Origin of the sequence: Enterovibrio norvegicus FF-33, assembly GCF_000286835.2 — a bacterium.
GTDB lineage: Bacteria > Pseudomonadota > Gammaproteobacteria > Enterobacterales > Vibrionaceae > Enterovibrio > Enterovibrio norvegicus_A.
The window spans coordinates 1,084,610-1,109,354 of record NZ_AJYD02000038.1 but is presented as its reverse complement, the minus strand read 5'-3'; the positions used below and the strand labels follow the sequence as shown (position 1 = coordinate 1,109,354).

Below are 24,745 nucleotides of genomic sequence, written 5' to 3'. Positions count from 1 at the left end.
CTAATGTCAGTTGCTCAAGATCCGGTTTGGGAATTTATACAGATAGAAGATAAGTCCGTGTTCTATAAAGAACATGGTGTGCCGCACCACAGCATTCACTGGCATGTGCACGAACAATATGAACTGCATCTCATCGTAAAAACCAATGGCAAGGCCATGATAGGTAACCACTTGGGTCCTTTCTCACCAGGCCAACTTACCTTGGTAGGGCCGTGGTTGCCTCATAACTGGGAAAGCCAGTTAGCGCCAGGGGAAACGCACGAACTGCGTGACATGGTGATCCTGTTTAAACCTGATCTTTTCTATACCGCTGCAAAGTCATTTCCTGAACTCGTCCAATTTGGTCCATTACTTGAGCAAGCTAAAATGGGGATTGAGTTTTTAAATGTCCCTTTTGATACGGCCGTGGAGTATTTTACTAAAGTAAAACAAAGTGAAGGCGTGACACGCTTGGTGAACTTTCTTTCGTTTATTGATTATCTCAGCCATCGAAATACGCGCTTGCTTTCGAATATGCCAGCATCAGAAGTGAAAGATGCAGGTACCTTGCAAACACGAATCAATGAAGTGGTGGACTACGTGATGCAAAACTATCAGCATCCGCTTCGATTAAAAACGCTTGCTGATAAATTGGGCATGACAGAATCATACTTCTCGCGTTTCTTTCATCAATCCTCAGGACATCGATTTACTGACTTCGTCAACCGCGTCAGAATCCAACGCGCCTGTGTGCTTCTGAGTGATACCAATAACACCATTGCCGACATCAGCCAAACGGTCGGTTTCCACAATCTCGCGAACTTCAGTCGACAATTTCGTCGTATTAACGGGATAAGCCCGCTGGCTTACCGCAAGAAACACCTATCTCCAAGTCGAAATCTCTAGACCGATTCGACACTAAGACCAATAAAAAGACGGCTTAGTCGCGTATCAAGGACGATGATCAAAACTTTGAATCTGACCGGTTTTTGGTGCATACGCCTTTTCAAGGGCATCGATTTCCAAAAACTGGATCAGCGCCAAACTGGCGGCGCAGTAGCTCTGTTTTTCCTCAAATACAGCGCGCGCCACATCAATGCTTTCCTCAGCGAATCGTCGAATTTCCATTGAATTCTGACTATCACTGAACGTAATCTGTTGTTGTAAAAGCATCGTGCGTAAGTGACTGCTGCAAACAGATTCACTCGTGTTCACTTGTTGCCGATCATAAAGAGGCTTGCCTCTAGCCGCCTCAGATCCGTTTGTAATTTCAGCGCAAAACACCGACGGCACAAACAATAAGAACAGAAAAAAAGCAGAGACATAAAAGGAAGAGCGCATAAGTAACAACATCAAACTTATCAACCTGTTAGTAGGTTGAAGATTATTTCATAGATAGGAGTGATTGTTGATACCGCATTCCATTTTTTGAAGCAGGATAGTGTAACGAAACCTATACCCGATGACTTAGAGTCCAACGTGTCAACGCACCACACGTGCCATATTGTCAAAGATACCCAGTAGTGTTTATGTTCAAACGGGGCGTGTTAAACACCTCCCGTCACATCAATAATGGTACCCGTGGAGAAAGACGCGTCGTTAGACAATAAAAAGCAGATTGCAGCAGCAACTTCTTCTGGGCTACCACCACGCTGCAAAGGAATACGCGGGGTAAGGCGAGCAATACGGTCAGGCTCTCCGCCATCAGCATGAATATCAGTATGGATTAGACCCGGCCTCACACCGTTAACACGAATACCTTCTTCCGCCACTTCCTTTGACAGCCCAATAGTCAATGTATCCACCGCACCTTTACTGGCGGCATAATCGACGTATTCGTTTGGCGAACCCGAGCGGGAGGCCCCAGAAGACACATTAACTATCGCACCACCCTTGCCACCGGATGATATCGCCATACGTTTGATGGCTTCGCGAGCACAGAGAAAGCTCCCCGTTACATTGGCGAGCAATACCTTGTTAATGCGGTCGGCATTCATGTCCACCAGCTTACTTTGAGTAAACAAAATACCCGCATTGTTAACCAATCGAGTTAGCGGTATACCGAATGTATCGATACAAGCAAACAGTGCCATCACTTCCTCTTCCTGCGATATGTCTGCTTGAACGGCAAAAGCATGGCCCCCTGTGGCTTTAATGGACGAAACCACAGCATCGGCTGCATCCTTTCTTGAATGGTAATTCACACAAACCACAAAGCCTTGTTCAGCAAGACGCGTCGCTGTCGCCGCGCCAATGCCTCGACTTGCCCCAGTCACGAGGGCAATTTCTTGATGCTTTTGTCCCATCACTTCTTACCAGCATTGGGGGAATCAATGGCTTGTTTTTTGATGATGTATTCGCTCATAGTCGTCGTCCTTTTCCTTTAGCCAACGATATTGACTTAAAATACCGTCCACTGGCAGCACAAGTTGCCTGAGTTTATTCAATCATAAAGGAGTATCACTTCATTCGCTGACAAGCAAAACAGGACGCGAAGAATGAGCGCAAGTTATTGAAAGTGCGAGAAGGGTCTAGACATATACCCAAGTAGCCTAAAGATGCTTGTTCAGTGACAATGGGGTTGGGTATGTATCAGTGAAGTTTAGGACTGAATGATGCATCCAAATCTATTCGTTCACCGTCGAGTGCAATCGGATTCATCACTTCATCAAAGCGCGGATCGGAGAGCATTTTTTCCATACCCTGATCACGCACTTGTCGTGACGGCCAGATAATCCACGAAAACAGGACGACGGATTTGGCGTTGTGATTGCTACTTTGTGAAGGGTAGTCATCAGAGTTTTGGTCACTGCAATGCACTACATTGATCGCACCATAGGCACGCATCAACGGGATAGCGTCAGTCACAAGGCGTCGATAAGTTTCTTTGTTTGTTACGGGTAAGGCGGTAACTAAGCCATCAACATATAGCATGATCTATTTCCTCAGCCGTTCGCGATTGCTGATATAGGAACCCGAAATGCGGCGTTATGATCAAGCCACTGACTTTGTTGTTTTTTGGTTAACACTTTTTAAGGTTTTTTAGCCTTTTTTCAACCTATGCCTACGCATTTTTTGACGTATGCAGCATGGATAAAAAGAAGCGAGTTTGAGATTTAATATTAATCTTGTTGCACTCCCCGTTGCTGACTCATCATCGAGAAATGCATAAGGTTTCTTATGTGTTATTGATTTTGCGGAAGAACATTTTGCGAAAGAAAAGCATGAGGAAATAACGTGACTAAAAGAAGAGATATAGAACGAGAGAGAACATCACCCGGTCACCAAACACTTTTGAATTGCTCAATCATGTAAATAATATCCGAGCCCATCTCGCCAAACTCTTTCGCAGACAGTTTACGATCGAGAAAATCGTTGTACCCACGCAGTTCTTGCTTATCAAAATGCTCCAAATTTTTAAATCCCATGGACCAATCTGGAAATACACGTTTGGTGATCTCACTGCGCTCAAGCACCACTACGCTGGTATGACGATCATCTTGCTGAATTTGACAATAAAGCCTTTCAACAGCTTGCTGCTCACCCTCTAAGATCTGAAAGAAATTTCCTTTTGCATAAAGTAGCAACCCACTGATGTTGTTTCCTGCGTTGTGTGTACGTGCTTTACCTAGAAGCTGCATTAGCTTTGATTCACTAAACTCAATGGTGGCAGCACTCGCATAGATTAACCGAAACATTCATACCCCGAAAACGCACAATTTCACGCCGTAACGACATTTACTCTAGTTGTCTAATAAATATAGTCGTTTATACACGATAAACATAAACACACTTATGCAACGAGATTACGCATAGCCAAATAACCTCAAGATGCTTGTTCAGCGAGAATTTTTGGGCGTTAGGCACGTCACTGAGTAGAACAGTAGAAGGGCAGAGAAAGTAAGGAGAGATGAAATATTAGTGAGACGTTTCAGGGAATATTCGATTGAAATATGGACACAGGAATAGGCAGATCTTGCCCTGTATCCTGGAACAGCTTAAACGCCGCCGAGATACGGTGACCACCATCCTGAAGAATGTAGGTTTTTCCACATGCACACCGAATCAGTTGAATCGCCTCTTTTATACTGTCACCGCTTTTGAGGCTTTTTAGCACACTTTTAAAGCGTGCATCGTCACCACGCAACCATTGGAGATCCATCTTTACCAATTCACTGACTGGGATCAATTCCATGGCGTTTTACCTCATATTCAAAGCATGCAGAACAGCCACTATGACGCAACAAATCCTAAATATTGGAACTATAAGTGAGACTATCGGTGTTCCCATTTTTGTCGCGTACCTGGCTTGAAGGCCGATAGCTCTCCGTTATTCGTTTGCCATTAGCCATTTTTTCAACAAAGCTGCGAGTTGTGCTTGTTCATTGTCATCGAGCGAAGACAGCATTTCTCGTTCATTGTCGACATGCGCTTCCACCACTTTGTCGATTAATACCAAACCTTCCGTTGTCAGCGTCACGAGGCAGCTTCTTCTGTCTATTTCGCTTGCTTGTCGTTCAACTAATCCACGCTTCACCAACCCATCAACGCGAGTGCTCATCGCACCAGATGACAGCATCAACGTCTGATAAAGTTCTGTCGGGGTGACCGCTTCACCCGCTCGACGTAACGAGGCGAGAATATCAAATTCAATATTGCTCAGATCAAATTGCTTAAACACCCCATCAACCCGAATGGTCATTAACTGTTTCGCACGACCTACGCGCCCAATGACCCCCATAGGAGAACAGTCCAAATCCGGCCTTTGCGCCTTCCACTGGGCCAAAATTGTATCAACGTGATCCGTTTTCATTACGCCTCCAAAAGTATCTTTTGTAAAAGATACTTGATCGAAAACACGAAAGCGAATACTTTATCTTTTACAAAAGATACTTTTTAGCGAAATATCAATGAGGAGCTCACCGTGCCAAATTATTTACTCGCAGCACTTGTTCCCATTCTGTGGGGCAGCACCTACGCTGCGGTGAGTCTCTTCTTATCAGATTTATCGCCATTTTGGGTGGCAGTATGGCGTGCACTACCCGCAGGCCTTTTGCTGTTAATACTAAAACCCGGTCGGCCCCCTTTGCCTTGGAGCAAAATGACACTGCTTAGTGTGTTCAACATTGCGGCTTTCTTTCCTCTCCTTTTTATCGCAGCGTATCGCCTACCTGGCTCCGTCGCGGGTACCTTAGGCGCGACACTTCCTTTACAACTGATGTTGGTTCAGTGGCTAGTCGAAGGGAAAAAACCAGAATTTAAAATGCTGGTACTGGCTTTAGTTGGGTTAGGTGGTGTTGTGCTTATCCTTAATCCCAGTGCAGATATCGACCCAATCGGCGCAGCAGCCGCATTGACAGCGACGGCACTCGTGGCACGTTCATCATTGTGGTTAAAAAACTGGCCAGTGACTGACATTTTTCGCCTCACTGCGTGGCAATTGACGCTGGGTGGATTGATGTTGGTGCCAATCGCCTTTTTGGTCGAAGGCATGCCAAAAGCACTGACTCTGCATGAGCTGCCCGGTTTGCTTTGGGTAAGTTTGCTAAACAGCTCTTTCGCATATTGGGCATTTTCACGTTCAATCAAAAAGATTGGTGCCGATTCAATGGCGATGATCAGTATGCTCAACCCTGTAGCCGCAGTGACTCTTGGCATTTTCCTTGTCGGCGAAGTCTTAGGGCCCTATCAATGGTTAGGTATCTCAATCGTAATGTTGAGTTTATTGCTGATGGTAAGAATGAAGCAAAAAGCAGTCAGAAAGGCTTCGCTCAAAGGGTTGTGACAAACGCTTACTGCGATGCGTCGTTATTCAATCAATGTCGACTTAATAAAGGTATGGATAAGGAGGCTTTGAAAGGCCTTTCTTGCTCTCGTTTAATGAGCAGACGACACATAATGGCAACACTGATGCACTCCATCACCAAAGAAACTTGATCTAAGTCGAGGATTTGAGTTCATGTTGATGCATAACGCTCCTCCCTTAACTTGAATCAATCCCCCATCGATGGATAACAGATCAGTGAATAACATCAACATTCCCTTCGTATGCAGCCTGATATAAATCATACATAGCGCATGACCTTCGGTTACTTCCAAAAACACAAACTTGAACAGCGCCCAAACACAGTGCTAAATGCAGGATGATTTTACTTAATGGAGGAAGCGATCATGGAAATACGCATAGACGATCTCAGTGGTAACGAAATTCAGGCACTCCTCCAACAGCACCTCAATCGCATGCACGAAATTAGCCCTGCAGAGAGTGTTCATGCACTTGATTTGAATGGACTGAAAAGCCCAGATGTCACGCTCTGGAGTGCGTGGGTCGATGGTGAGTTGGCAGGTTGCGGAGCGCTAAAGCAAATTAGCCCCTCACATGGCGAAATCAAATCAATGCGTACATCAGAGAACTTTCTTCGTCGTGGCGTTGCTGCGAACCTCCTCGCACATATTCTTCAAGAGTCACGCAGACGCCAATACTCACGTCTAAGTTTAGAAACGGGCACTGAAACAGAATTTGAACCCGCACGGAGACTTTATCAACGTTTTGGTTTTGAAAACTGCTCACCGTTTGCTGAATACGTCGAAGATCCTAATAGCGCTTTTTTCACACGTGCTTTGCAGCAGTTCAGTCCAGCCCTCTAATCCAGTGTTATAGATTTAGAAGAGCCTATGAACCATAGAATTGAAATTGTTGACTACCACCCGCGTTACACCGAGCAAACCATCATGATGTGGCGAGCAAGTAAAGAAAAAGCCATAGGAAAACCTGAAGCGCACAATCTAGAAGCACATCGCTATTATTTAAACCGAATTCTCGCGGCAACGAACCGGATTTATCTAGCCATTGAACGCAGAACCGGACGCGTGCTAGGCATGATTGCTGCAGAAGAAGCGTTTATTACTCAACTCTATGTTGCGCCAGGTTCACAGCGGCAAGGGATTGGTTCTTCTTTAGTTCACTTAATTAAAGAAACCGCCAGCGGGGATCTGCGGCTGTATACATTCGAAGTCAATAAAGGTGCTCGCTACTTTTGGGAGAAACATGGCTTTATCGAACGTGAAATCGGCCAACACGATAATGAAGAAGGCTTAGTCGATATACTTTGCGAGTGGCACAATAGGTCGGCTTTTAGCAGAACCATACATTATGCGTACTCGTAATACGTTATCGCCCTTCTCTTATCGTTAAACGATGCTGTTACACCATCAAGCACCCACGACGAACTCAACTGACTTAAAGGTGTTTGTTCAGAGAGGCATTGTTGTCAAAGCCCCTCAAAGGGGCCACAATCCTTAGACTTTTCTCCTCACATTGCACGAGATGTGCGAATCTGAATCCTATATCTAGAAGTTAGTCAGGCATGACGACAATCTCCTATCTCTTTTACGATAAACAATTCTCGCCAAATGTAGCAATGCAGCGCAAAGACTCACAACGCTTAGCGCGTAAAGGATAGGCCGCAAGCCTTGATGAATATAATTTATCGTGACAAATGAAAAATTGACTTGTCGCTTATAGAGCAAAGCTGTAAGTTGCGCCCTCCTTAGTGCGGTGCTGTCAATGTGGATGCGATAATTGTGCCGCCGGAGCTGTAACGATAGTGTTGATTATTCAATCAGTTCTTATAAATGTGAGCGGAATATATTCGCAAAGCAACTATCGTTTACTTGAGTAGTGTCAACGACTGACGCGCTCACTCCATCTTTCCGACATTTTTTATCCGGGGCATTGACAGAGATGACTAACAACAACACCACTCGACCAACACACGTCGAGAACTCAAACCAAACATTGGCAGATTCAAAAATGTTGGTTGGTTGGCGCGAATGGGTGAGCCTGCCTGAGCTAAACATCTCTGCAATTAAAGCAAAAGTGGATACCGGCGCGCGAACGTCTTGCCTGCATACGTTTGGCATCGAAGAATACGAAAAAGATGGCGAAAAATGGGTGAAGTTTATGATTCATCCTATCCAAGACGACAACATCACTCAAGAAGAGTGCCATGCAAAAGTCAAAGACATGCGAACAGTGCGTGACTCCGGCGGCCATGAGACACTCCGCTATGTGATCGAAACGCAGCTAATTATTGGAAACTTGAGCTATCTGATTGAGATGACATTGACTGCACGCGATAGCATGATATTTAGAATGTTATTGGGACGCACCGCAATGGAAGGCCGCTTGCTGGTTGATTCAGAAGCATCATTTATCGTTGAAGCGCCACAAGGTTAAGTTTATGAAAATTGGAATTCTATCTCGCAACGAAAATCTATACTCCACTCGCCGCCTGATCGAAGCGTGTGAAGCACGTGGGCACGAATACAAAATCATTGATGCTTTGCGTTGCTACATGAACATCAACTCAACCCAGCCATCAATTCACCTGAAGGGTGAAGACTTGGTCGGGTTTGATGCTGTCATTCCACGCATCGGTGCGTCTGTGACTTTCTATGGCTGCGCTGTATTACGTCAGTTTGAAATGATGGGCATTTACACCGTTAACGATTCCGTGGCCATTTCACGTTCGCGCGATAAACTGCGTTCACTCCAGTTGTTGTCGCGTAAAAATATCGGTATGCCGATCACTGGGTTTGCAAGCAAGCCGGGTGACATTAAAGACCTTCTGAGCATGGTTGGCGGCACGCCAGTTGTGATCAAGCTTTTGGAAGGCACGCAAGGTATTGGTGTGGTATTGGCAGAAACACGCAAAGCAGCAGAAAGCGTTATCGAAGCTTTCATGGGCTTGAAAGCCAATATCATGGTTCAGGAATACATCAAGGAAGCGGGCGGTGCGGACATTCGCTGCTTCGTGATTGGCGACAAAGTCATTGCAGCCATGAAGCGACAAGCTCTGCCTGGCGAATTCCGTTCTAACCTCCACCGTGGCGGCAGCGCATCACTGATACGCATCACGCCAACAGAACGTAAAACTGCAGTTGCAGCGGCAAAGGCAATGGGCCTTCACGTTGCGGGTGTAGATTTGCTGCGCTCTGAGCGCGGACCTCTGGTAATGGAAGTTAACTCATCACCAGGTTTAGAAGGGATCGAAACAGCTACCGGAAAAGACGTAGCTTCTTTGGTCATAGAACATATAGAGAAAATAGTCTCTGCTCCGAGGACAAGGACACGTGTCAAAAGCCAATAATAAAAATAACGCATTTGAAATTGGCGGGATCACCATCCCGCCAGGTGAACGCGCTAGCGTTGAATTTGAAGTTGCCAAGCTTTACACACACTCGCCGCTGTCAGTGACAGCGGAAGTTATTCATGGAAAGAAGCCCGGCCCTGTTCTAATGATTAACGCCGCCATTCATGGCGACGAATTGAATGGTGTTGAAGTCGTCCGTCAGACGCTAGAGCGCATTAATCCAGCGACGCTGAAAGGCACGCTTATTGCGATCCCTGTCGTTAACGTTTTCGGCTTTATTCACAAATCACGTTACCTCCCTGATCGCCGAGATCTCAACCGCTGTTTCCCAGGCTCAGAACGTGGTTCGATTGCAGGACGCATGGCATATCAGATCTTTGAACAGATCGTACGCCGATGCACCCATATTATGGACCTGCATACCGCGGCTATTTACCGTACCAATTTGCCACAAATCCGTGCGAATTTGTCCAACGAAGAAACCAACGAAATGGCGATCGCTTTCGGCACCCCTGTGGTTATCGATGCTGCGCTTCGTGAGGGTTCTTTGCGTTCTGAAGCCGAGAAAATTGGCATTCCTGTAATCACCTACGAAGCAGGTGAAGCGCTACGTTTCGAACCGTATGCGATTACTGCGGGTGTGAATGGCGTTAAGCGCGTGATGCAGCACCTAGGGATGATCCGCAAGAGTGCACGCAAGTCGAAAGTTGAACCTGTTATTGCTCGCGCGACGCGTTGGCTTCGTGCAGAGTCAGACGGCATTTTGCGCTCACACGTGTCTCTTGGTCAGCGTGTCAGTAAAGGTCAGTTGCTAGCATCAATCAGCAGCCCAGTCGGTAGCGAAGAAGTACAAACAATTGCACCACTGGGTGGCATTATTATCGGTCAGCAAACACTGCCACTGGTCAATGAAGGTGATGCAATCTTCCACATTGCTTACTTCGAAGAACCAGACCGTATGGTTGAGCAGCAGGTAGAGAACTACTTGGATGAAGTGACTGATGATGCAAGCAATGAAATTAAGTTCGGCATCGGCGTTCAGTAAGCCACAGACGAAGTAGCTACTGACATTTCGTTTATCTGTATAGAGTTGCAGTCTATCTGCAACTCTTTTTTGTTCTTTTTATCTATATTCCCGCCACTCTGTACCCCGTATCTTTCCTCAATTTCCACTCAAGTGAATTTAACAATTCGTCAACATCTTATTATTGAGACAGTTGGCAGGGTTAACCGATGGTTAATATGTAATCGACATCAGAGGACTGACCAGAGGTAATTATTGTGAAAGGATTCATATTGTCATTGCTACTCGCCACCGCCTCGTTTTCCGTGTTTGCGGGATCAACAACGAGCGGGGTTTCTGCCACAGGCTATACCCAAACCAAATACCCCATCGTGCTTGTTCATGGCCTGTTTGGCTTCGACCGGATAGCGGGCGTTGACTATTTCCATGCCATCCCACAAGCGTTAACCCGCAGCGGCGCAAAAGTCTTTGTCGCACAGGTTTCAGCAACGAACAGCTCAGAAAAACGCGGCGAGCAGTTATTGCAGCAAGTTCGCTGGGTACTTGCGGTCACAGGGGCAAAAAAGGTCAACCTAATCGGACACAGCCACGGTAGTCCAACAGCACGATATGTTGCTTCCGTTGCACCACGATATGTGGCTTCAGTCACCAGTGTTGGCGGCGTGAATAAAGGATCAGAATTTGCTGATGTCGTACGAAAAACCTTCTCACCAGGCTCTTCAGGGGAAGCAGTTGCAGTCGGCGCGGCCAAAGCATTGTCTGGATTAATTAGTGTTTTATCGGGCGGCAGTCACTTACCTCAAGACCCACTCGCTTCACTGAATTCTTTGACGACCAAAGGCTCGTTGGCATTCAATGCCAAATACCCAGAAGGCATACCTACGTCTCGCTGCGGTGAAGGGCGTTACCGCGAATCAAATGGTGTTTACTATTACTCTTGGTCAGGCACGAGCACTGCGACCAACATCTTCGATATCACCGACCCTGTTCTATTTGTCACAGGGCTGTTCTTTTCAGAACCCAACGATGGGCTTGTAGGACGCTGCGCAACACATTTAGGGCGTGTGATTCGAAGCAACTATCGCATGAATCATCTTGATGAAGTGAACCAGTTCTTCGGACTTCACCACCTATTTGAAACGGATCCTGTCACTGTCTATCGCCAGCACGCCAACAGGTTGAAGCGACAAGGCTTGTAGCCATAGACAATAATGTCGACGTCTACACACTTAGAAATCAGTGTTCGCATCCTGCTAATACCAACGATCACAGAAGCATACGCTGACATCTAGGATGACAAGGAGTCCCAAATGCGCATTACATATACGTCTTACAAAATCATCTTTCTCATTGTGGTGGGATTAGTATTTGCTGCATTTGTCTACCTGTACGCAAACGATGAAAATGAAGACCAAGCGCAGATACGCTCTCATCTTGGAACTGACGTCGACATCTCATCAGATCGTGATACGTTTGAGTATTTTCTCTCGACCTTAGGTGAACAAGACTTGGTACAAGTGAACGATGCCTATAGCCATTTTTCGGAAACAATGAGTTTCGGAGAACGCCAAAAAGCATTGTTCGATAAGTATCAGGCGTATCGTCAATCGCTATCGCTGATCGCCGCACCAACATCATTATCAGGTATAGAATACTTGCTCCATGTTCATTATCAGAGCCTATCTATTCAATCACTGCATTTCAGCGAAGAAGAACAAAAGCGCCTGTTTTACGAACAAAACTTAACGAGTGAAATGGCAATCAAACGCCTTGAGCTTGAGCTAATGGGCCTTGATGAGGAGAGCTACCAAGCGCAATGGCAATCTGAACTCGACCAATTACCGCCGGATATGAAAGAGAGTTACCAGAACGCCGCATTGATTAGCAACTTAAACACCCTCTCTCAGCAAGATGGAGAGATGAACATCGATAAAATCCGTGCGTTAGTTGGTGACGATGCCGCACAACGTCTTCATGAACTCGATGTGCAAGAAACGGCCTTTCACCAAACCTTCCAACGTTATCTGACCGAGCGCGGTGACATGCTAGATCAAGAATTTGGCTCTGACGCTGAACGAGACAGCGCGTTAACTGCCTTAATAAACACGCACTTTTCACCCGAAGACCAGCGTCGTGTAAAAGCGTTGCAAACGCTCGATAGCGAAGAGAACAATGCCTCTAATTCCATCTAGTTTCAGACTGTGATACTCAGTTATACGCTGGTCAGTTATCCACAGTCGATGTGGTGCAGTTCTGACGTGAATCTAGTGAAAATGTTGCGAAGGCGCGAGCAAGGAGACGCGAAACCGAACCTGCTCTCCGAACCGCTGACGGATGTCATGAATTGCAGATTGAGATTCATCCACGACTTCAACAGCAACAATCTCATCAAACTCATCGGTGTATAACCGCAGGTTGCCTATGTACACCACGTTGTCGTCAACACGTACCAAAAATTTGAGTGGCTCCGGAAGCGCCAACATGGCATAGACAAGGTCGCTATCATCATCGATTGCACGCTCTAGCCCTGTGAGTAGTTGGGTTCGTTTCGGAATCGCGAAATAAAACGGCTGGCCCCAATCTGTTAGTAGCCCAAGTGAATTGGCAGAAACGTTGTCTGCGCGAATCCAAATCAGCACTCTTTCCCTTTTAAACGGCTCAAAGGTGTCAGTTTCTTGTTTTAAAGATGCGCCAACCACAGCAGGCAATACTGTCAGCCGACCCACCACTAATACTTCATCATCTTTGATCTGAGAGATATCTGTGAGCGTATCTGTCATAGGGTTAGAAGAAGAACAACCTGTGATAGTCAGGATCAGAAAAATGAGCATTGCACGCAATGCTGACTGGCCATAGCCCAAGCGAAGAGAAAGATGGGCGAAGTGAAGTTGGTGACACATCATGGTTCAACCATAGTACACATCATGATGTTCAGCGGAGCTCTTATGCCGTGAAAGTAATCGACACCCCATGCGGTCTTCTCATCCACAGCGCATTTTTATGACGCGCGTTCCAATGACAACATATAAGAAGGTGACACTATGCTTAACTGGGAGTCTGTATTAACCACCGCGAAACACGGTAACCCTATCCCTCCGCGTCGGGTTGAAAAATCGGAGGTGGAATGGCAGGCCGAGCTGAGTGAAGAGCAATTCTATATCACGCGTAAACATGGCACCGAACGCCCCTTTAGCTCTGAAATGTGCGGTATTTTTCACCCCGGAATTTATGCTTGTGCCTGCTGCAATACACGCCTTTTTGATGCTCAGGAAAAGTTTGATTCGGGCTCAGGATGGCCGTCTTTTACTGCCCCTGTCGAGGACAATGTCGTGGCGTACACCATGGATATTTCCCATGGCATGACTCGCATTGAAGTGACATGCAACGTGTGCGACGCGCACCTTGGGCATGTCTTCCCTGATGGGCCGCCGCCAACCAAATTGCGTTACTGCATTAATGCTGTTTCGTTAAGCAAAGAAGAGTAGCAGCGACGCGTAAAACGTAAAAAGCCAGCCCATATCAGGCTGGCTTTTTATTGTTCAGAAAGACTGAATTAACTAATCAGCTTTCTTAACGCGGATCTTGCTGCTGGCAACATCACTTTGATTCAGGCTTGCAATCGCTGCTTTTGCTTCATCGTCATTTGGCATTTCAACAAACGCAAAGCCTTTTGAAAGACCTGTTTCTTGGTCTAAAACGAGCGTGCATTCACCCACTGAGCCATGTGCTGAAAAAAGAACACGCAGTTCGTGCTCTGTCGTGGTGCGCGCAAGGTTGCGAACTAGAAGTTTCATATTAAGCCGTCTGATATAAAAAATACGAATGAATTGTCTCAGGTAAACGAGGGCAAACCAAGAAAAGAATCTGCGCATTCATCGATAGTTGCCGTTTGTAACGATGTTGCCAATACCTTCTTGCCATTTCACGCTCTATAACCAACGCCCCCATCACCTACTGTATATTATTTGTCCGCAATTCCTCCGCGCGTTAACGCGGCTGGATCTAACAGCGCGTCGAGCTGCTCTCGTGTCAAATCCGTTTCTTCAAGAGCGACCGCTATGATTGCCCGATTTTCGTTGTAAGCCTTTTTTGCAATATCCGCCGCTTTCAAATATCCAATGACAGGGTTAAGCGCTGTTACTAGAATTGGGTTTTTCTCCAATGCCGCCCCCACACGATCTTCACGTACCTTAAACGTCGCGATAGCTTTTGTTGCAAGAAGATTAAGTGCGTTGGCCATCAAATGAATACTGTCCAGTAGATTGTCGGCGATTAACGGTAGCATCACATTAAGCTCAAAATTCCCCGACTGCCCCGCGATACCAATAGTGACATCATTGCCCATAACCTGCGCAGCGACCATGGCGCTAGACTCTGGGATAACGGGATTTACTTTACCCGGCATGATCGAAGAACCGGGCTGTAAGCTTTCAAGTTCTATCTCACCGAGCCCAGCCAAAGGACCAGAGTTCATCCATCTTAAGTCATTGCTGATTTTCATGACGGCGACGGCAAGATTACGCAATTGGCCAGACAAACCCACTAAGGCATCTTGGCTTCCCATCACATTGAATGGGTGAGAATGAGGCTCAAATCTCGTTCCGGTGAACGCAGTAATCTCAGTGGCAAACAATGACGCAAACTGAGGATGTGCGTTAATTCCCGTTCCTACCGCTGTCCCACCTTGCGCCAACTTCCTTACCTCTTCTAACGCAAAAGTAATACCACGCTGACAACAAGTCATTTGTCGTCTCCATGCTTCCAACTCTTGCCCAAAGGTGACTGGCATGGCATCCATCAAATGGGTTCGCCCTGTTTTGACGATATGCCCAACTTCAGCTTCCTTATCGACCAATGTGCTCGTCAGAATATCAAGGGCAGGAAGCAATCGATTTTCGCACTCTAAAACTGCGCTGATTTGAATGGCGGTTGGTACGGCATCATTGCTGCTTTGGCTCATATTGACATGGTCATTGGGGCTAATGTCTATGCCACATTTGATGGTTGCTAAGGTCGCAACCACTTCATTCATGTTCATGTTTGAGCTGGTGCCTGAACCTGTCTGAAATACATCGACAGGAAAATGATTAAGGTATTCTCCAGCAGATATTTCTTCACAGCTTTCCGTGATTGCTTCTGCAATCTGGGCATCCAAAAGCGACAAGCTGCTGTTCACACTAGCGGCGCAATACTTCACCATGGCCAGCGCGCGAATAAACGGTGCAGGCATCTCCCTTCCACTTACCGTAAAATTATTCACCGCTCGCTGTGTCTGCGCTTGATAAAGCATATTTTTGGGCACTTCCACATCACCCATGCTGTCATGTTCTACTCGTACTTCTTCCGTATTCATCCAATACTCCCAAGTCATGACTCTACCCAAGCAGTTTCAATATGCTTATTCAGCGAGAATTTGTTTGGGTATAACTGTTTAAGTATGGTGGTATAAATAAAATTACGTTGTCTCAGTAGCGGTTAGCCTTCCTTTTGCCGTACCATACGGCGGAAAAACTTAACTGCGTAAGCGCAAGGCGAACAATCATGAATGACGATGACATCCTTACCAGCGAACACCTGATTGAAATCGTTGAGAATCAACTCTCCGATAATAATCCAAAGAAAGTAAAAGAAACCTTGATGCGTCTGCGCATGACAGGTTCCTCTCAAGAAGAGGCCATCGAGTACATTGCATGTGCGCTAATGGTAGAAGTCTACGATGTGGCGAAAGGTAGCGGCGAATTCAACTTAAAACGCTATGAAGAGCATCTTGAAATGTTGCCAGAAATGCCATGGCAGGAAGATCTAGAAGATTAACCGCTGGTGACATAAATATTCAATAAAAAAGCGCCTTTCGGCGCTTTTCGTTTATATCGCCTGAGAAGGCAGCCCACTCAGTCCTATCCCTTCTAACCAATACAGTAAGAAGATATGACACACCACCACAACAGCGGTTAACGCCGCGCGCATGAGGGTATACCAAAATGGATAAATTCCTTTAAACATCAGCCCCACTTCCAGCGCAAACAAAATCACAAACGATGCGATCAATAAGTAGAGCGAATAAGGATACGGCATCAACAAAGCGCCAACCGCAACCAAAGAAAATACAATCCCTACCGTTAACCCATTCGTTGGCTTGTCAGGCTTTGCGCCACTGATTGTCATTCCCCACACAGCACCAGAAAGAAACGCCAAAATAACTGCGCTGTAACTCAAAAAGGTGTGAACGAGTGCGCTCTGCCAGTCGATTGGCCAGATAGGTAACAAAATGCCGAAAGCAACAAAGGGTATCAACCCCATTGCGCCATAGATAAGTGCTGTCTTTTTCATGATCAGGACTCTCATGTTGTTTACGCATACTGCCAATCTGCGCGAGATGAAAAATGGTGAAGCTTTGTTTTGGTCTGAGCTTAGTTTTGGTATTTAGTCAGCGAGAAGTGCGTGTCCTTCGGGAAGCTGTTTTTGAATCCAAAGCACCAATTTGTGCTTCATGTTGGGGCCGTCTTCCTTATCTGAGGCAAGAGGAACGATAATTTTGTCATCCACCAATAGACGGTAGATACATTCAATTTTGATTTTATTGGACGTCCCATCATCAAAGCTCGTAAACCCGCGCTTCGCCGCGTACTGCTCTCCAATTTGCAGCGCTTTTTTCAGTAACTGGGCTTCGTGTTTAATTTTTTTCATTCCATCACTCCAGTTTATTTTCTCGAGCCAGCATAGCAGAGTGATACCTATACTCAAACAGAGTCAATCTGAGTGCTTGGTTATTAACCAAATCTCATCCGGCGACACATTTTTAGATGCAGTGATATTCCCAAGTATCTTCAAGCAACTTGGGTATATCAGGTCGAAGACAAACAAAGCAATCACACTATGTCAAAAAATTACAGAATCAAGTATCGGGAAGTACTTCTATTTTTTAATGACGCGAATTAATCAACAAATAGAGATCCATATCACTCAAATTTTTTAACATCCCCGTAAATTAGTCAATTTAGTGATGCTTGTCACAATAAATATCACAACCACAAGATCAATAAACGAGACTTAGATCGGCATTATTGCAATAGAAAAATATTGACTTCTGAATTCAAAGGGAAATGAAATAAAACTACACGGCAAATGCGAGATGGCTCTCACTTTTTTGGCGACTCACGAGGAAGATAACGTGACAAAGATCAATAAAAACCCGTTATCGGTGTCTTTGAGTGTTTGTGTGGTAATTTGATTTTGACGACAAACAAACCAGCGGTTTTGGCGAACCGCTATACACAATTCAAAGAAACTTCAAACGGGTAACGTTTATGATATCACCAGATGCGAAGATCAAAGTACAAAATTTTGGTCGGTTTCTCTCAAACATGGTTATGCCTAACATTGGCGCGTTTATCGCGTGGGGTCTAATCACAGCACTGTTCATTCCAACCGGTTGGTGGCCTAACGAAACAATGGCTGCTCTGGTTGGTCCTATGATCACCTATCTACTTCCACTTCTTATCGGTTATACCGGAGGTAAGCTAGTGGGCGGCGACCGCGGTGCAGTTGTGGGTGCAGTCACCACCATGGGCGTAATCGTTGGCGCCGACATTCCAATGTTCATGGGCGCAATGATCGCAGGTCCAATGGGCGGTCTAGCCATCAAAACCTTCGATAAGAAAATGGATGGAAAAGTCAAAAGCGGCTTTGAGATGTTGGTTAACAACTTCTCATCCGGCATCATCGGTATGCTGTGTGCCATCATCGCATTCTTCCTGATTGGCCCATTTGTTAAAGTCATCTCAGACGTACTGGCATCAGGGGTTAACTTCCTTGTTGAAGCAAACCTTCTCCCTCTTACTTCTATCCTTGTTGAGCCAGCGAAAATTCTGTTCCTAAACAATGCGATTAACCACGGTATTTTCTCTCCGTTGGGTATTCAGCAGGCTGCAGAAACGGGTAAATCGATCTTCTTCTTGATTGAAGCTAACCCAGGCCCAGGTCTCGGTATTCTGTTGGCTTACATGTTCTTCGGCAAGGGCATGGCAAAACAAACAGCAGGCGGTGCATCCATCATCCAAATCTTTGGTGGTATCCACGAGATCTACTTCCCATATGTACTGATGAACCCACGCCTTCTGCTAGCTGCCATTGCTGGCGGCATGACCGGCGTCTTCATTCTGACTGTGTTCAACGCTGGCTTGGTTTCTCCTGCATCACCGGGTTCTATCTTCGCGATTTTGTTGATGACACCCAAAAGCTCTTTGGTGGGCGTACTGTTGTCAGTCACGGCTTCAACCGCAGTGTCATTCTTCGTAGCATCAATTCTACTGAAAGCGCAGCGCACCACCGATGAAGACGGTGACGAAGATGCGCTGAACAAAGCAACATCACAAATGAAAGACATGAAAGCGACGTCAAAAGGTGCAGTTGCCGCTAAAAGTAGCGGCAACGTAAACATGGCTGACGTTAAGAACATCATCGTTGCTTGTGATGCAGGCATGGGTTCGAGTGCCATGGGTGCTGGATTGCTGCGTAAGAAAGTGAAAGACGCAGGCCTTGATATCAGTGTCACTAACGTGGCGATTAACAATCTTCCATCAGACGTTGATATCGTGATCACCCATTCTGACCTGACAGATCGTGCTCGTAAACATGCTGAGCACGCTCACCACATTTCGTTGAAAAACTTCTTAGATGGTGAGATTTACAACAACTTGGTGACACAACTGTTGGCGGCACAAGGCCCAAAGGCCGCGAATGATGCCGAGTACATCAAAAAACCGTTACTTGCCGCTAACGATGAAACCCTACAGCCTCAACCTCTACCTGCGTTCCAACTCGAGAAGAAGAACGTGCATCTTGGCCTTCGTGCAGACAACAAAGAAGACGCAATTCGCTTTGCAGGAGAACGTTTGGTTGAATTGGGTTACGTTGAGCCAGAGTACGTAGATGCTATGTTTGCTCGTGAAAAACTGGTTTCAACCTACCTTGGCGAGTCTATCGCGGTTCCACATGGCACCATTGAAGCGAAAGACAAGGTCAAGAAAACGGGTATCGTAATTTGCCAATACCCTGCTGGCGTGCGCTTTACCGATGACGAAGACGATGTAGCGAAGCTGGTTATTGGTATCGCTGCGAAGAACGACGAACACATTCAAGTTATTACCGCCATCACCAACGCGTTGGATGATCCAGATGCTATCGAACGTCTTTCTTCAACGAACGATGTTAATGAAGTCCTGGAGATTCTCTCTGCAACCGAGGCTGCATAAGCCCAGTTAAGCCAAAAGGAGCCAGCACCTGTTGGCTCTTTATTTATAACAAGATCTTGATACAAAAGATCGACTTTGTTGGTGAGGTAATAATCATGAAAAAAGCAGTACACTTTGGTGCTGGCAATATTGGTCGCGGCTTTATTGGCAAGCTCCTTGCTGATTCAAACGTGGCTGTCACCTTTGCAGATGTCAACGAGCCACTGATTGATCAGTTGAGCCATAAACAACAATACAATGTTCGTGTGGTTGGTACAGAAAGTACCATTGAGTCAGTCAGTCATATTTCAGCGGTTAATTCGATGAGTGCTGATGTGATCGACCGCATAGCAACCACAGATTTGGTCACCACAGCCGTCGGCGCAAACGTATTAGACAAAATCGCGCGCACCATTGCCGAGGGCCTTAAAAAGCGATTTTCAGACGGTAATGAATCCCCGTTAAACATTATTGCCTGCGAAAATATGGTACGTGGTAGTACCCACCTCAAGGCAGAGGTTTACCGCCACTTAAACGAAGAAGAGCAAGCAAGAACTGACGAGTACGTTGGGTTCGTCGATTCTGCCGTAGACCGTATCGTTCCCCCGATGGATCCGGCGAACGACGACCCACTTGAAGTCACCGTCGAAAGCTTCAGCGAATGGATTGTTGACGATCAGCAATTCAAAGGCGAGATCCCTGCCATTGAAGGCATGGAACGCACTAGTGATCTCATGGCGTATGTTGAGCGCAAGCTCTTTACTCTTAACACTGGCCACTGTATTACAGCTTATTTAGGATGCCTTCATGGCTATAACACTATTAGAGAGGCTATCAATGACCCGATAATCAGAACCGATGTCACGCAAGCAATGATGGAGAGCGGAGAAGTACTCATTCGACGCTATCGTTTTGATCGTGAAAAACATTATGCTTACATCGATAAGATTATTGAGCGCTTTGCCAATCCCTTCCTTGTTGATGAAGTAGGACGTGTCGGACGTGAGCCGATCAGAAAATTGGGGTCGAATGATAGATTAATCAGGCCGTTACTCGGTACAATGGAATACGAAACCGAAAACGATGCATTATTAAAAGGCATTGCTGCCGCGCTGAAATATGAAAACAGCACTGACCCGCAAGCCGTGGAACTTCAAACCTATTTACAACAACACGGTGTGATCAAAACGCTTGCACACTATTGCGGCCTAGAAGAAACAAGCAAAGAGGCGCAAAGCATTGAGTCAATCTACCACCAGCTTTAAAGTCAATTTCCCGCTGAATGGGAACGATAAACGGGAGCAAAAGCTCCCGTTACAGAGGAAGAACACCAAGCCTAAGATGGTAGCACCGATAAAAGAAACGCAGATTATAGAAAGGCTTAACAGCGCGCCGTCAGTGCGAGGGTTCTTTATTGCCTCTGTGGAGGTATTTACCGATGCGATTGACTCTCTCGTGCAACGGATTTTCCGCAAAGATGACTTTGCCGTGAAATCTGTCGTTGGCCCACTGCTCGATGATACTGGTCCCCTGGGAGATATTGCGGTTCGTCTTAAGCTGCTCTATGGCTTGGGTGTATTGCCTGACGCGATTTATCAAGACATCAATGACATCATCAAACTACGAAATCAATTGAACAACGACAGTGAAGAGTACACGTTTACGCACCCTTTCATTCTCAATGCCATCAAGAAACTTAACTTGGTAGAAAAAATGGGCATGGTAAAACTGGACGTGATGCAGCCTGATGATGATGTGGGTTTGGAGTTCTATCAAATGCAACTTATACGTCAACAGCAGATGATAGTATCTGGCCTTTCTCTTGCGATTGTTGAAATTTGTAACGAACTGAACAAGGAGAGTCCTTTCTAGCGTGTGGTATGAGTACTCACGAATCGACTTTCTGCTATGAAAGAGAGGATGCAAGGACGCACACTCTCAACACAACTCCTGCATCACTCCTCGATATCTATCAGTATCCAAGCATGAATAACCAACGGCAAAATCCACGTAACTTCATCATCAAATTCACTGCCAATACTTAAAATACACACAATCAAACTTCCGGTGTGAATGCTTCAAGGTTTATCCGAACAACAAAAAAGGGAGTGACATCATCACCCCCTTTCTCGATTCGCGACCTTAAACATAAGCCACAAGCCTGCGGCTCATAAACTATGGGCGACGGTTTCTCGGTTTTCTATTGTTAGGCGTACCATTCGGTGCGTTACGAGGTGCTCCGCCGCTACGAGAGCCCTCTTTGCGCGAGTTATCGTTGTGTGAACTGTCGTTACGTGAACTGTCGTTACGCGAACCGTCTCGACGTGCGCCGTCTTTATCGGAACGTTGCGGACGCGCATTGTCTGGACGAGGGCCACCTCGGCGAGAGTCATCTCGGCGGTTGTCATCTCTACGCGACTCACCTTTTCGCGAGTCACTTGGGCGTGAATCGCCTTGTCGAGCATCGCCACGGCGTGCATTGCCCGATCGTGAGCTATCTTTACGATGATCGTCTTTCGAGAAAGAACGGCCATCGCCACGTCCAGAACGCGCATTTGATGATGTTCTTGGCTTCGCAAAAGCAATCTTGCCGGATTTTAGATTTTCCTTAGCGGCATGACTCGATGCGCTTTTCACGTCACCCGATCCTGGCTCATTACTCACGTATGCCTCATCAGGGACAAAAGTACTCTTAGAGTCAGCCACAGCAGAGTTAATGTCATCCATCTCTTGTGGTGTTAGCTCGCGCCACTCGCCCAGTTTCAACGTCCCTAAACGCACGTTCATAATACGAATACGTTTTAGTTTGGTAACTTCAAACCCCAAGTATTCGCACATGCGTCTAATTTGGCGGTTCAAGCCTTGGGTCAGGATGATCTTGAAAACAAATTTACTTTGTCTTTCGACGACACAAGGTTTGGTGACGGTATCCAGAATTGGGATGCCGTTTGACATCAATTCAAGGAATTTTGGCGTGATAGGACGATCAACCGTGACAAGATATTCTTTCTCGTGATTGTTGCCCGCACGCAGAATTTTATTGACGATATCACCGTCACTGGTCAGAAAAATCAAACCTTCAGAAGGTTTATCCAAACGTCCAATAGGGAAAATACGTTTTGGGTGACGAATCGCGTCAACAATGTTTCCACGTACATTGCTCGCCGTGGTACAGGTAATACCAATAGGTTTGTTATAAGCAATGTAAACGCGGTCTTCTTTACTTTCAGGCACTTTGTCGATGCGTTTGTTGTTCACCTTCACTTCGTCGCCTGGCAGCACTTTGGTGCCAAGCTCAGGCACGATGCCGTTGATGGTGACTTTTTGCTGCTCAATGAATTTGTCTGCTTCGCGACGCGAGCAAAAACCAGAATCACTGATGAATTTATTTAGTCGTATTCCGCTACTTGTGTTCACAAACGTTTCTTATCTCAAGTTGTACTGATCACGTTCAGCCATGTGGTTTGCGAGCACGCATTGACGCGGCTTCCGATGGCTTTCTCGATGTAATCGCTCATTGTACTTGAAACATAACTTGGCAAGATAGATTGAAGCGCATTTTTTATCATGAATGCTGATAACAGCTGTCTGAACGTCGACATACAGATCTCGAAGGCCAAGCCAACAGAACCGCGAAAGATGTTGTTTGTTTTGTGACAAAACAATCGCTACAAATAGACCACGATAAAATATAACAGACAAAGATAGAAAAATTTGACACGAACCGTCTTAATATTGATGCACGATAATAATGTGCTCTATAATTTATCTATTCTCGAGTAACCTCAGAGGCAGGATTCAGAGGGCCTTGAGGATGCTCGGCAACACATTCGTGACACGTGAAGAACAATCAACGCATTGAAAATCATTACAGAAAAGTAACAGCCGTTCGCGCCAAATTTCAGGGAAGAAAACAGATGAAAAAGCCTTCTTTTCCAGACAATGAAGAGTTTCGTGTTAACACTCTCAAGTCTTTAGATATTCTCGACACCATTCCGGAAGAGCGATTCGATCGTGTCACTCGCATGGCAAAACGCCTCTTCTCCGTTGAGATTGCACTTGTTAGCTTGGTCGATTCAAACCGACAATGGTTTAAATCCAGCCAAGGCTTGGATGCAAGCGAAACACCACGAGACATATCTTTTTGCGGACACACCATACTTGGCGACGAGGTTTTCATTATTTCGGATGCGTCGAAGGACGCGCGTTTTTCTGATAATCCTTTGGTTACTGACAATCCCAATATCCGCTTCTATGCGGGCTATCCAATTAAAACCCCCAATGGTGCCAAGATCGGCACACTGTGTCTGATTGATGCTGAACCTAAAGAATTTGATACCGACGACAAAGAAGCCTTAATTGACCTCGCAACCATGATTGAGCACGAACTGGTGGCTCTGCGTAACTCAAACATCGATGAGCTCACCGGCATTTCAAACCGTCGCGGATTCATGACACTGGGTGCCCATTGCATTCAGATCTGCAAACGCACAAGCATTGATGCAACTCTGATTTTCATCGACCTCAACAAATTTAAGCCCATTAATGACAAATTTGGCCATCAAGAAGGCGATCTCGCCTTAAAAACCTTTTCCAATTTACTGTTTTCGTTTTTTAGAGAGTCTGATCTCTGTGCTCGCATTGGCGGCGACGAATTCGTTGTGTTGCTTGCAAATTCCAAAGCGTTAGTCGCATCCACCATTATGACTCGCTTCCAAACTTACGTAGATGAATACAACAATCATTCAGGAAAAGAGTATGAGCTAGCATTCAGTTATGGCGCAGTCGAATACCAACCTGAACAACACGCATCACTAGAAGATTTACTGTCAGATGCAGATGCCTTGATGTATAAGCAAAAACAAGCAATATAGTGCTAGCGTGACATGGCGTCACTCTGTCTCGCCTCCCCCCGCGATTCCTGCTTTATTGCCACAGGTAAGCGAAATATAATTGAGAACTTCACAGGCTGTGCTTTAATGCGGATCAATAGTCATCTCACCTATTTGAGGCATTACTGTGAGCCAAGCACCGACTAAAATTACTTTCTTTGAATGGCTAACGCCGCTTGTTGCATCTGGCAAGAAAACCATCACGATCCGCGATGTGTCTGAATCACATTATGTACCAGGCACTCGCGTAGACGTACACACCCTAGAAAAAGATGAGTATGTTTGTCAGATCGATATTCTGACCGTTGAGCAGATCGCATTTGAAGACATTGGCGAAGTTCATGCCGCCCAAGAATTTCTGCCACTGGATGAACTGAAACCTTTGATCCGCAAGATCTATCCCGAAGACGATACGTTTTACGTGATCAGCTACAAGCTCGTTAGCTAACCAATACACCATAA

Annotated in this window: 28 protein-coding genes; 16 read left to right on the top strand and 12 right to left on the bottom strand. The window is 45.9% G+C overall.

Going from position 1 to position 24,745, the window contains the following annotated elements; all coding sequences use genetic code 11:
- The first annotated feature begins 3 nt into the window (after positions 1-3).
- On the top strand, positions 4-885 hold the full coding sequence (locus A1OO_RS13225; protein WP_016960399.1) for a helix-turn-helix domain-containing protein: 882 nt from the start codon (positions 4-6) through the stop codon (positions 883-885).
- Positions 886-930: 45 nt separating this feature from the next.
- Here A1OO_RS13225 and A1OO_RS13220 read toward each other — a convergent pair whose 3' ends face one another.
- The 6 genes from A1OO_RS13220 to A1OO_RS13195 form a co-directional block, all read right to left on the bottom strand.
- Positions 931-1,332, bottom strand: coding sequence for a hypothetical protein (locus A1OO_RS13220; RefSeq protein WP_017003301.1), 402 nt, complete (start codon positions 1,330-1,332; stop codon positions 931-933).
- A gap of 194 nt (positions 1,333-1,526) precedes the next feature.
- A complete protein-coding gene (locus A1OO_RS13215; protein WP_017003300.1) occupies positions 1,527-2,285 on the bottom strand; it encodes an SDR family oxidoreductase in 759 nt (252 codons plus the stop codon).
- A 286-nt stretch (positions 2,286-2,571) separates the two neighbouring features.
- Positions 2,572-2,913: a DUF1428 domain-containing protein gene (locus A1OO_RS13210; RefSeq protein WP_016960396.1), complete on the bottom strand. Its 342-nt coding sequence runs from the start codon at positions 2,911-2,913 to the stop codon at positions 2,572-2,574.
- Positions 2,914-3,260: 347 nt separating this feature from the next.
- Positions 3,261-3,677 carry a BLUF domain-containing protein gene (locus A1OO_RS13205; protein WP_017003299.1) on the bottom strand — a complete coding sequence of 139 codons (417 nt, stop codon included), beginning with the start codon at positions 3,675-3,677 and terminating at the stop codon, positions 3,261-3,263.
- A gap of 233 nt (positions 3,678-3,910) precedes the next feature.
- Entirely contained in the window at positions 3,911-4,174 is a 264-nt protein-coding gene (locus A1OO_RS13200) for a hypothetical protein (RefSeq protein WP_016960394.1), read from the bottom strand.
- 135 nt (positions 4,175-4,309) lie between these two features.
- Complete coding sequence (locus tag A1OO_RS13195; protein WP_017003298.1) at positions 4,310-4,792, bottom strand: MarR family winged helix-turn-helix transcriptional regulator; 483 nt, start codon at positions 4,790-4,792, stop codon at positions 4,310-4,312.
- A 111-nt stretch (positions 4,793-4,903) separates the two neighbouring features.
- On the opposite strand from A1OO_RS13195, the gene A1OO_RS13190 reads away from it, so the two are divergent.
- The 8 genes from A1OO_RS13190 (at position 4,904) to A1OO_RS13155 (ending at position 12,350) form a co-directional block, all read left to right on the top strand.
- The gene (locus A1OO_RS13190) at positions 4,904-5,764 is read left to right on the top strand and encodes a DMT family transporter (protein WP_017003297.1); all 861 of its coding nucleotides are present in this window, start codon (positions 4,904-4,906) and stop codon (positions 5,762-5,764) included.
- Between the two features lie 386 nt (positions 5,765-6,150).
- Complete coding sequence (locus A1OO_RS13185) at positions 6,151-6,627, top strand: GNAT family N-acetyltransferase (protein WP_017003296.1); 477 nt, start codon at positions 6,151-6,153, stop codon at positions 6,625-6,627.
- 27 nt (positions 6,628-6,654) lie between these two features.
- Entirely contained in the window at positions 6,655-7,146 is a 492-nt protein-coding gene (locus tag A1OO_RS13180; RefSeq protein ID WP_017003295.1) for a GNAT family N-acetyltransferase, read from the top strand.
- A gap of 646 nt (positions 7,147-7,792) precedes the next feature.
- Positions 7,793-8,218, top strand: a complete 426-nt coding sequence (locus A1OO_RS13175) for an ATP-dependent zinc protease family protein (RefSeq protein WP_198928382.1) — start codon at positions 7,793-7,795, stop codon at positions 8,216-8,218.
- A 4-nt stretch (positions 8,219-8,222) separates the two neighbouring features.
- Positions 8,223-9,131, top strand: a complete 909-nt coding sequence (gene rimK / locus A1OO_RS13170) for a 30S ribosomal protein S6--L-glutamate ligase (protein WP_016960386.1) — start codon at positions 8,223-8,225, stop codon at positions 9,129-9,131.
- Entirely contained in the window at positions 9,115-10,179 is a 1,065-nt protein-coding gene (locus tag A1OO_RS13165) for a succinylglutamate desuccinylase/aspartoacylase family protein (protein ID WP_016960385.1), read from the top strand. Before rimK ends, A1OO_RS13165 begins: the two co-directional genes overlap by 17 nt.
- A 236-nt stretch (positions 10,180-10,415) precedes the next feature.
- Complete coding sequence (locus tag A1OO_RS13160; RefSeq protein WP_035008534.1) at positions 10,416-11,357, top strand: lipase family alpha/beta hydrolase; 942 nt, start codon at positions 10,416-10,418, stop codon at positions 11,355-11,357.
- 111 nt (positions 11,358-11,468) lie between these two features.
- On the top strand, positions 11,469-12,350 hold the full coding sequence (locus tag A1OO_RS13155; RefSeq protein WP_017003293.1) for a lipase secretion chaperone: 882 nt from the start codon (positions 11,469-11,471) through the stop codon (positions 12,348-12,350).
- A 72-nt stretch (positions 12,351-12,422) separates the two neighbouring features.
- Here A1OO_RS13155 and A1OO_RS13150 read toward each other — a convergent pair whose 3' ends face one another.
- On the bottom strand, positions 12,423-13,061 hold the full coding sequence (locus A1OO_RS13150) for a hypothetical protein (protein ID WP_017003292.1): 639 nt from the start codon (positions 13,059-13,061) through the stop codon (positions 12,423-12,425).
- A 138-nt stretch (positions 13,062-13,199) separates the two neighbouring features.
- On the opposite strand from A1OO_RS13150, the gene msrB reads away from it, so the two are divergent.
- The gene (msrB, locus tag A1OO_RS13145; RefSeq protein WP_017003291.1) at positions 13,200-13,643 is read left to right on the top strand and encodes a peptide-methionine (R)-S-oxide reductase MsrB; all 444 of its coding nucleotides are present in this window, start codon (positions 13,200-13,202) and stop codon (positions 13,641-13,643) included.
- A 72-nt stretch (positions 13,644-13,715) separates the two neighbouring features.
- Here the strand turns inward: msrB and A1OO_RS13140 are convergent, their stop codons facing one another.
- Both A1OO_RS13140 and A1OO_RS13135 read right to left on the bottom strand, forming a co-directional pair.
- Positions 13,716-13,952 carry an RNA recognition motif domain-containing protein gene (locus tag A1OO_RS13140; RefSeq protein WP_016960379.1) on the bottom strand — a complete coding sequence of 79 codons (237 nt, stop codon included), beginning with the start codon at positions 13,950-13,952 and terminating at the stop codon, positions 13,716-13,718.
- A gap of 167 nt (positions 13,953-14,119) precedes the next feature.
- Positions 14,120-15,511, bottom strand: a complete 1,392-nt coding sequence (locus A1OO_RS13135; protein ID WP_017003290.1) for a class II fumarate hydratase — start codon at positions 15,509-15,511, stop codon at positions 14,120-14,122.
- 188 nt (positions 15,512-15,699) lie between these two features.
- Between A1OO_RS13135 and A1OO_RS13130 the strand changes: the two genes are divergently transcribed.
- Positions 15,700-15,972, top strand: a complete 273-nt coding sequence (locus tag A1OO_RS13130; protein WP_016960377.1) for a hypothetical protein — start codon at positions 15,700-15,702, stop codon at positions 15,970-15,972.
- Between the two features lie 51 nt (positions 15,973-16,023).
- Here the strand turns inward: A1OO_RS13130 and A1OO_RS13125 are convergent, their stop codons facing one another.
- Both A1OO_RS13125 and A1OO_RS13120 read right to left on the bottom strand, forming a co-directional pair.
- Positions 16,024-16,488: a DUF3429 domain-containing protein gene (locus tag A1OO_RS13125; protein WP_017003289.1), complete on the bottom strand. Its 465-nt coding sequence runs from the start codon at positions 16,486-16,488 to the stop codon at positions 16,024-16,026.
- 93 nt (positions 16,489-16,581) lie between these two features.
- Positions 16,582-16,845, bottom strand: a complete 264-nt coding sequence (locus A1OO_RS13120; RefSeq protein WP_016960375.1) for a DUF5062 family protein — start codon at positions 16,843-16,845, stop codon at positions 16,582-16,584.
- Between the two features lie 620 nt (positions 16,846-17,465).
- On the opposite strand from A1OO_RS13120, the gene A1OO_RS13115 reads away from it, so the two are divergent.
- The 3 genes from A1OO_RS13115 (at position 17,466) to A1OO_RS13105 (ending at position 21,263) form a co-directional block, all read left to right on the top strand.
- Positions 17,466-19,412 carry a PTS mannitol transporter subunit IICBA gene (locus A1OO_RS13115; protein WP_017003288.1) on the top strand — a complete coding sequence of 649 codons (1,947 nt, stop codon included), beginning with the start codon at positions 17,466-17,468 and terminating at the stop codon, positions 19,410-19,412.
- Positions 19,413-19,507: 95 nt separating this feature from the next.
- Positions 19,508-20,656, top strand: a complete 1,149-nt coding sequence (locus A1OO_RS13110; RefSeq protein ID WP_017003287.1) for a mannitol-1-phosphate 5-dehydrogenase — start codon at positions 19,508-19,510, stop codon at positions 20,654-20,656.
- A gap of 76 nt (positions 20,657-20,732) precedes the next feature.
- Entirely contained in the window at positions 20,733-21,263 is a 531-nt protein-coding gene (locus A1OO_RS13105) for an MltR family transcriptional regulator (RefSeq protein ID WP_016960372.1), read from the top strand.
- 303 nt (positions 21,264-21,566) lie between these two features.
- On the opposite strand, the gene rluF is transcribed toward A1OO_RS13105, so the two are convergent.
- On the bottom strand, positions 21,567-22,808 hold the full coding sequence (gene rluF, locus A1OO_RS13100; RefSeq protein ID WP_017003286.1) for a 23S rRNA pseudouridine(2604) synthase RluF: 1,242 nt from the start codon (positions 22,806-22,808) through the stop codon (positions 21,567-21,569).
- 500 nt (positions 22,809-23,308) lie between these two features.
- Between rluF and A1OO_RS13095 the strand changes: the two genes are divergently transcribed.
- Positions 23,309-24,265, top strand: coding sequence for a sensor domain-containing diguanylate cyclase (locus tag A1OO_RS13095; RefSeq protein WP_016960369.1), 957 nt, complete (start codon positions 23,309-23,311; stop codon positions 24,263-24,265).
- Positions 24,266-24,410: 145 nt separating this feature from the next.
- Positions 24,411-24,731, top strand: a complete 321-nt coding sequence (yqfB, locus tag A1OO_RS13090) for a N(4)-acetylcytidine aminohydrolase (RefSeq protein WP_016960368.1) — start codon at positions 24,411-24,413, stop codon at positions 24,729-24,731.
- Positions 24,732-24,745 lie beyond the last annotated feature (14 nt).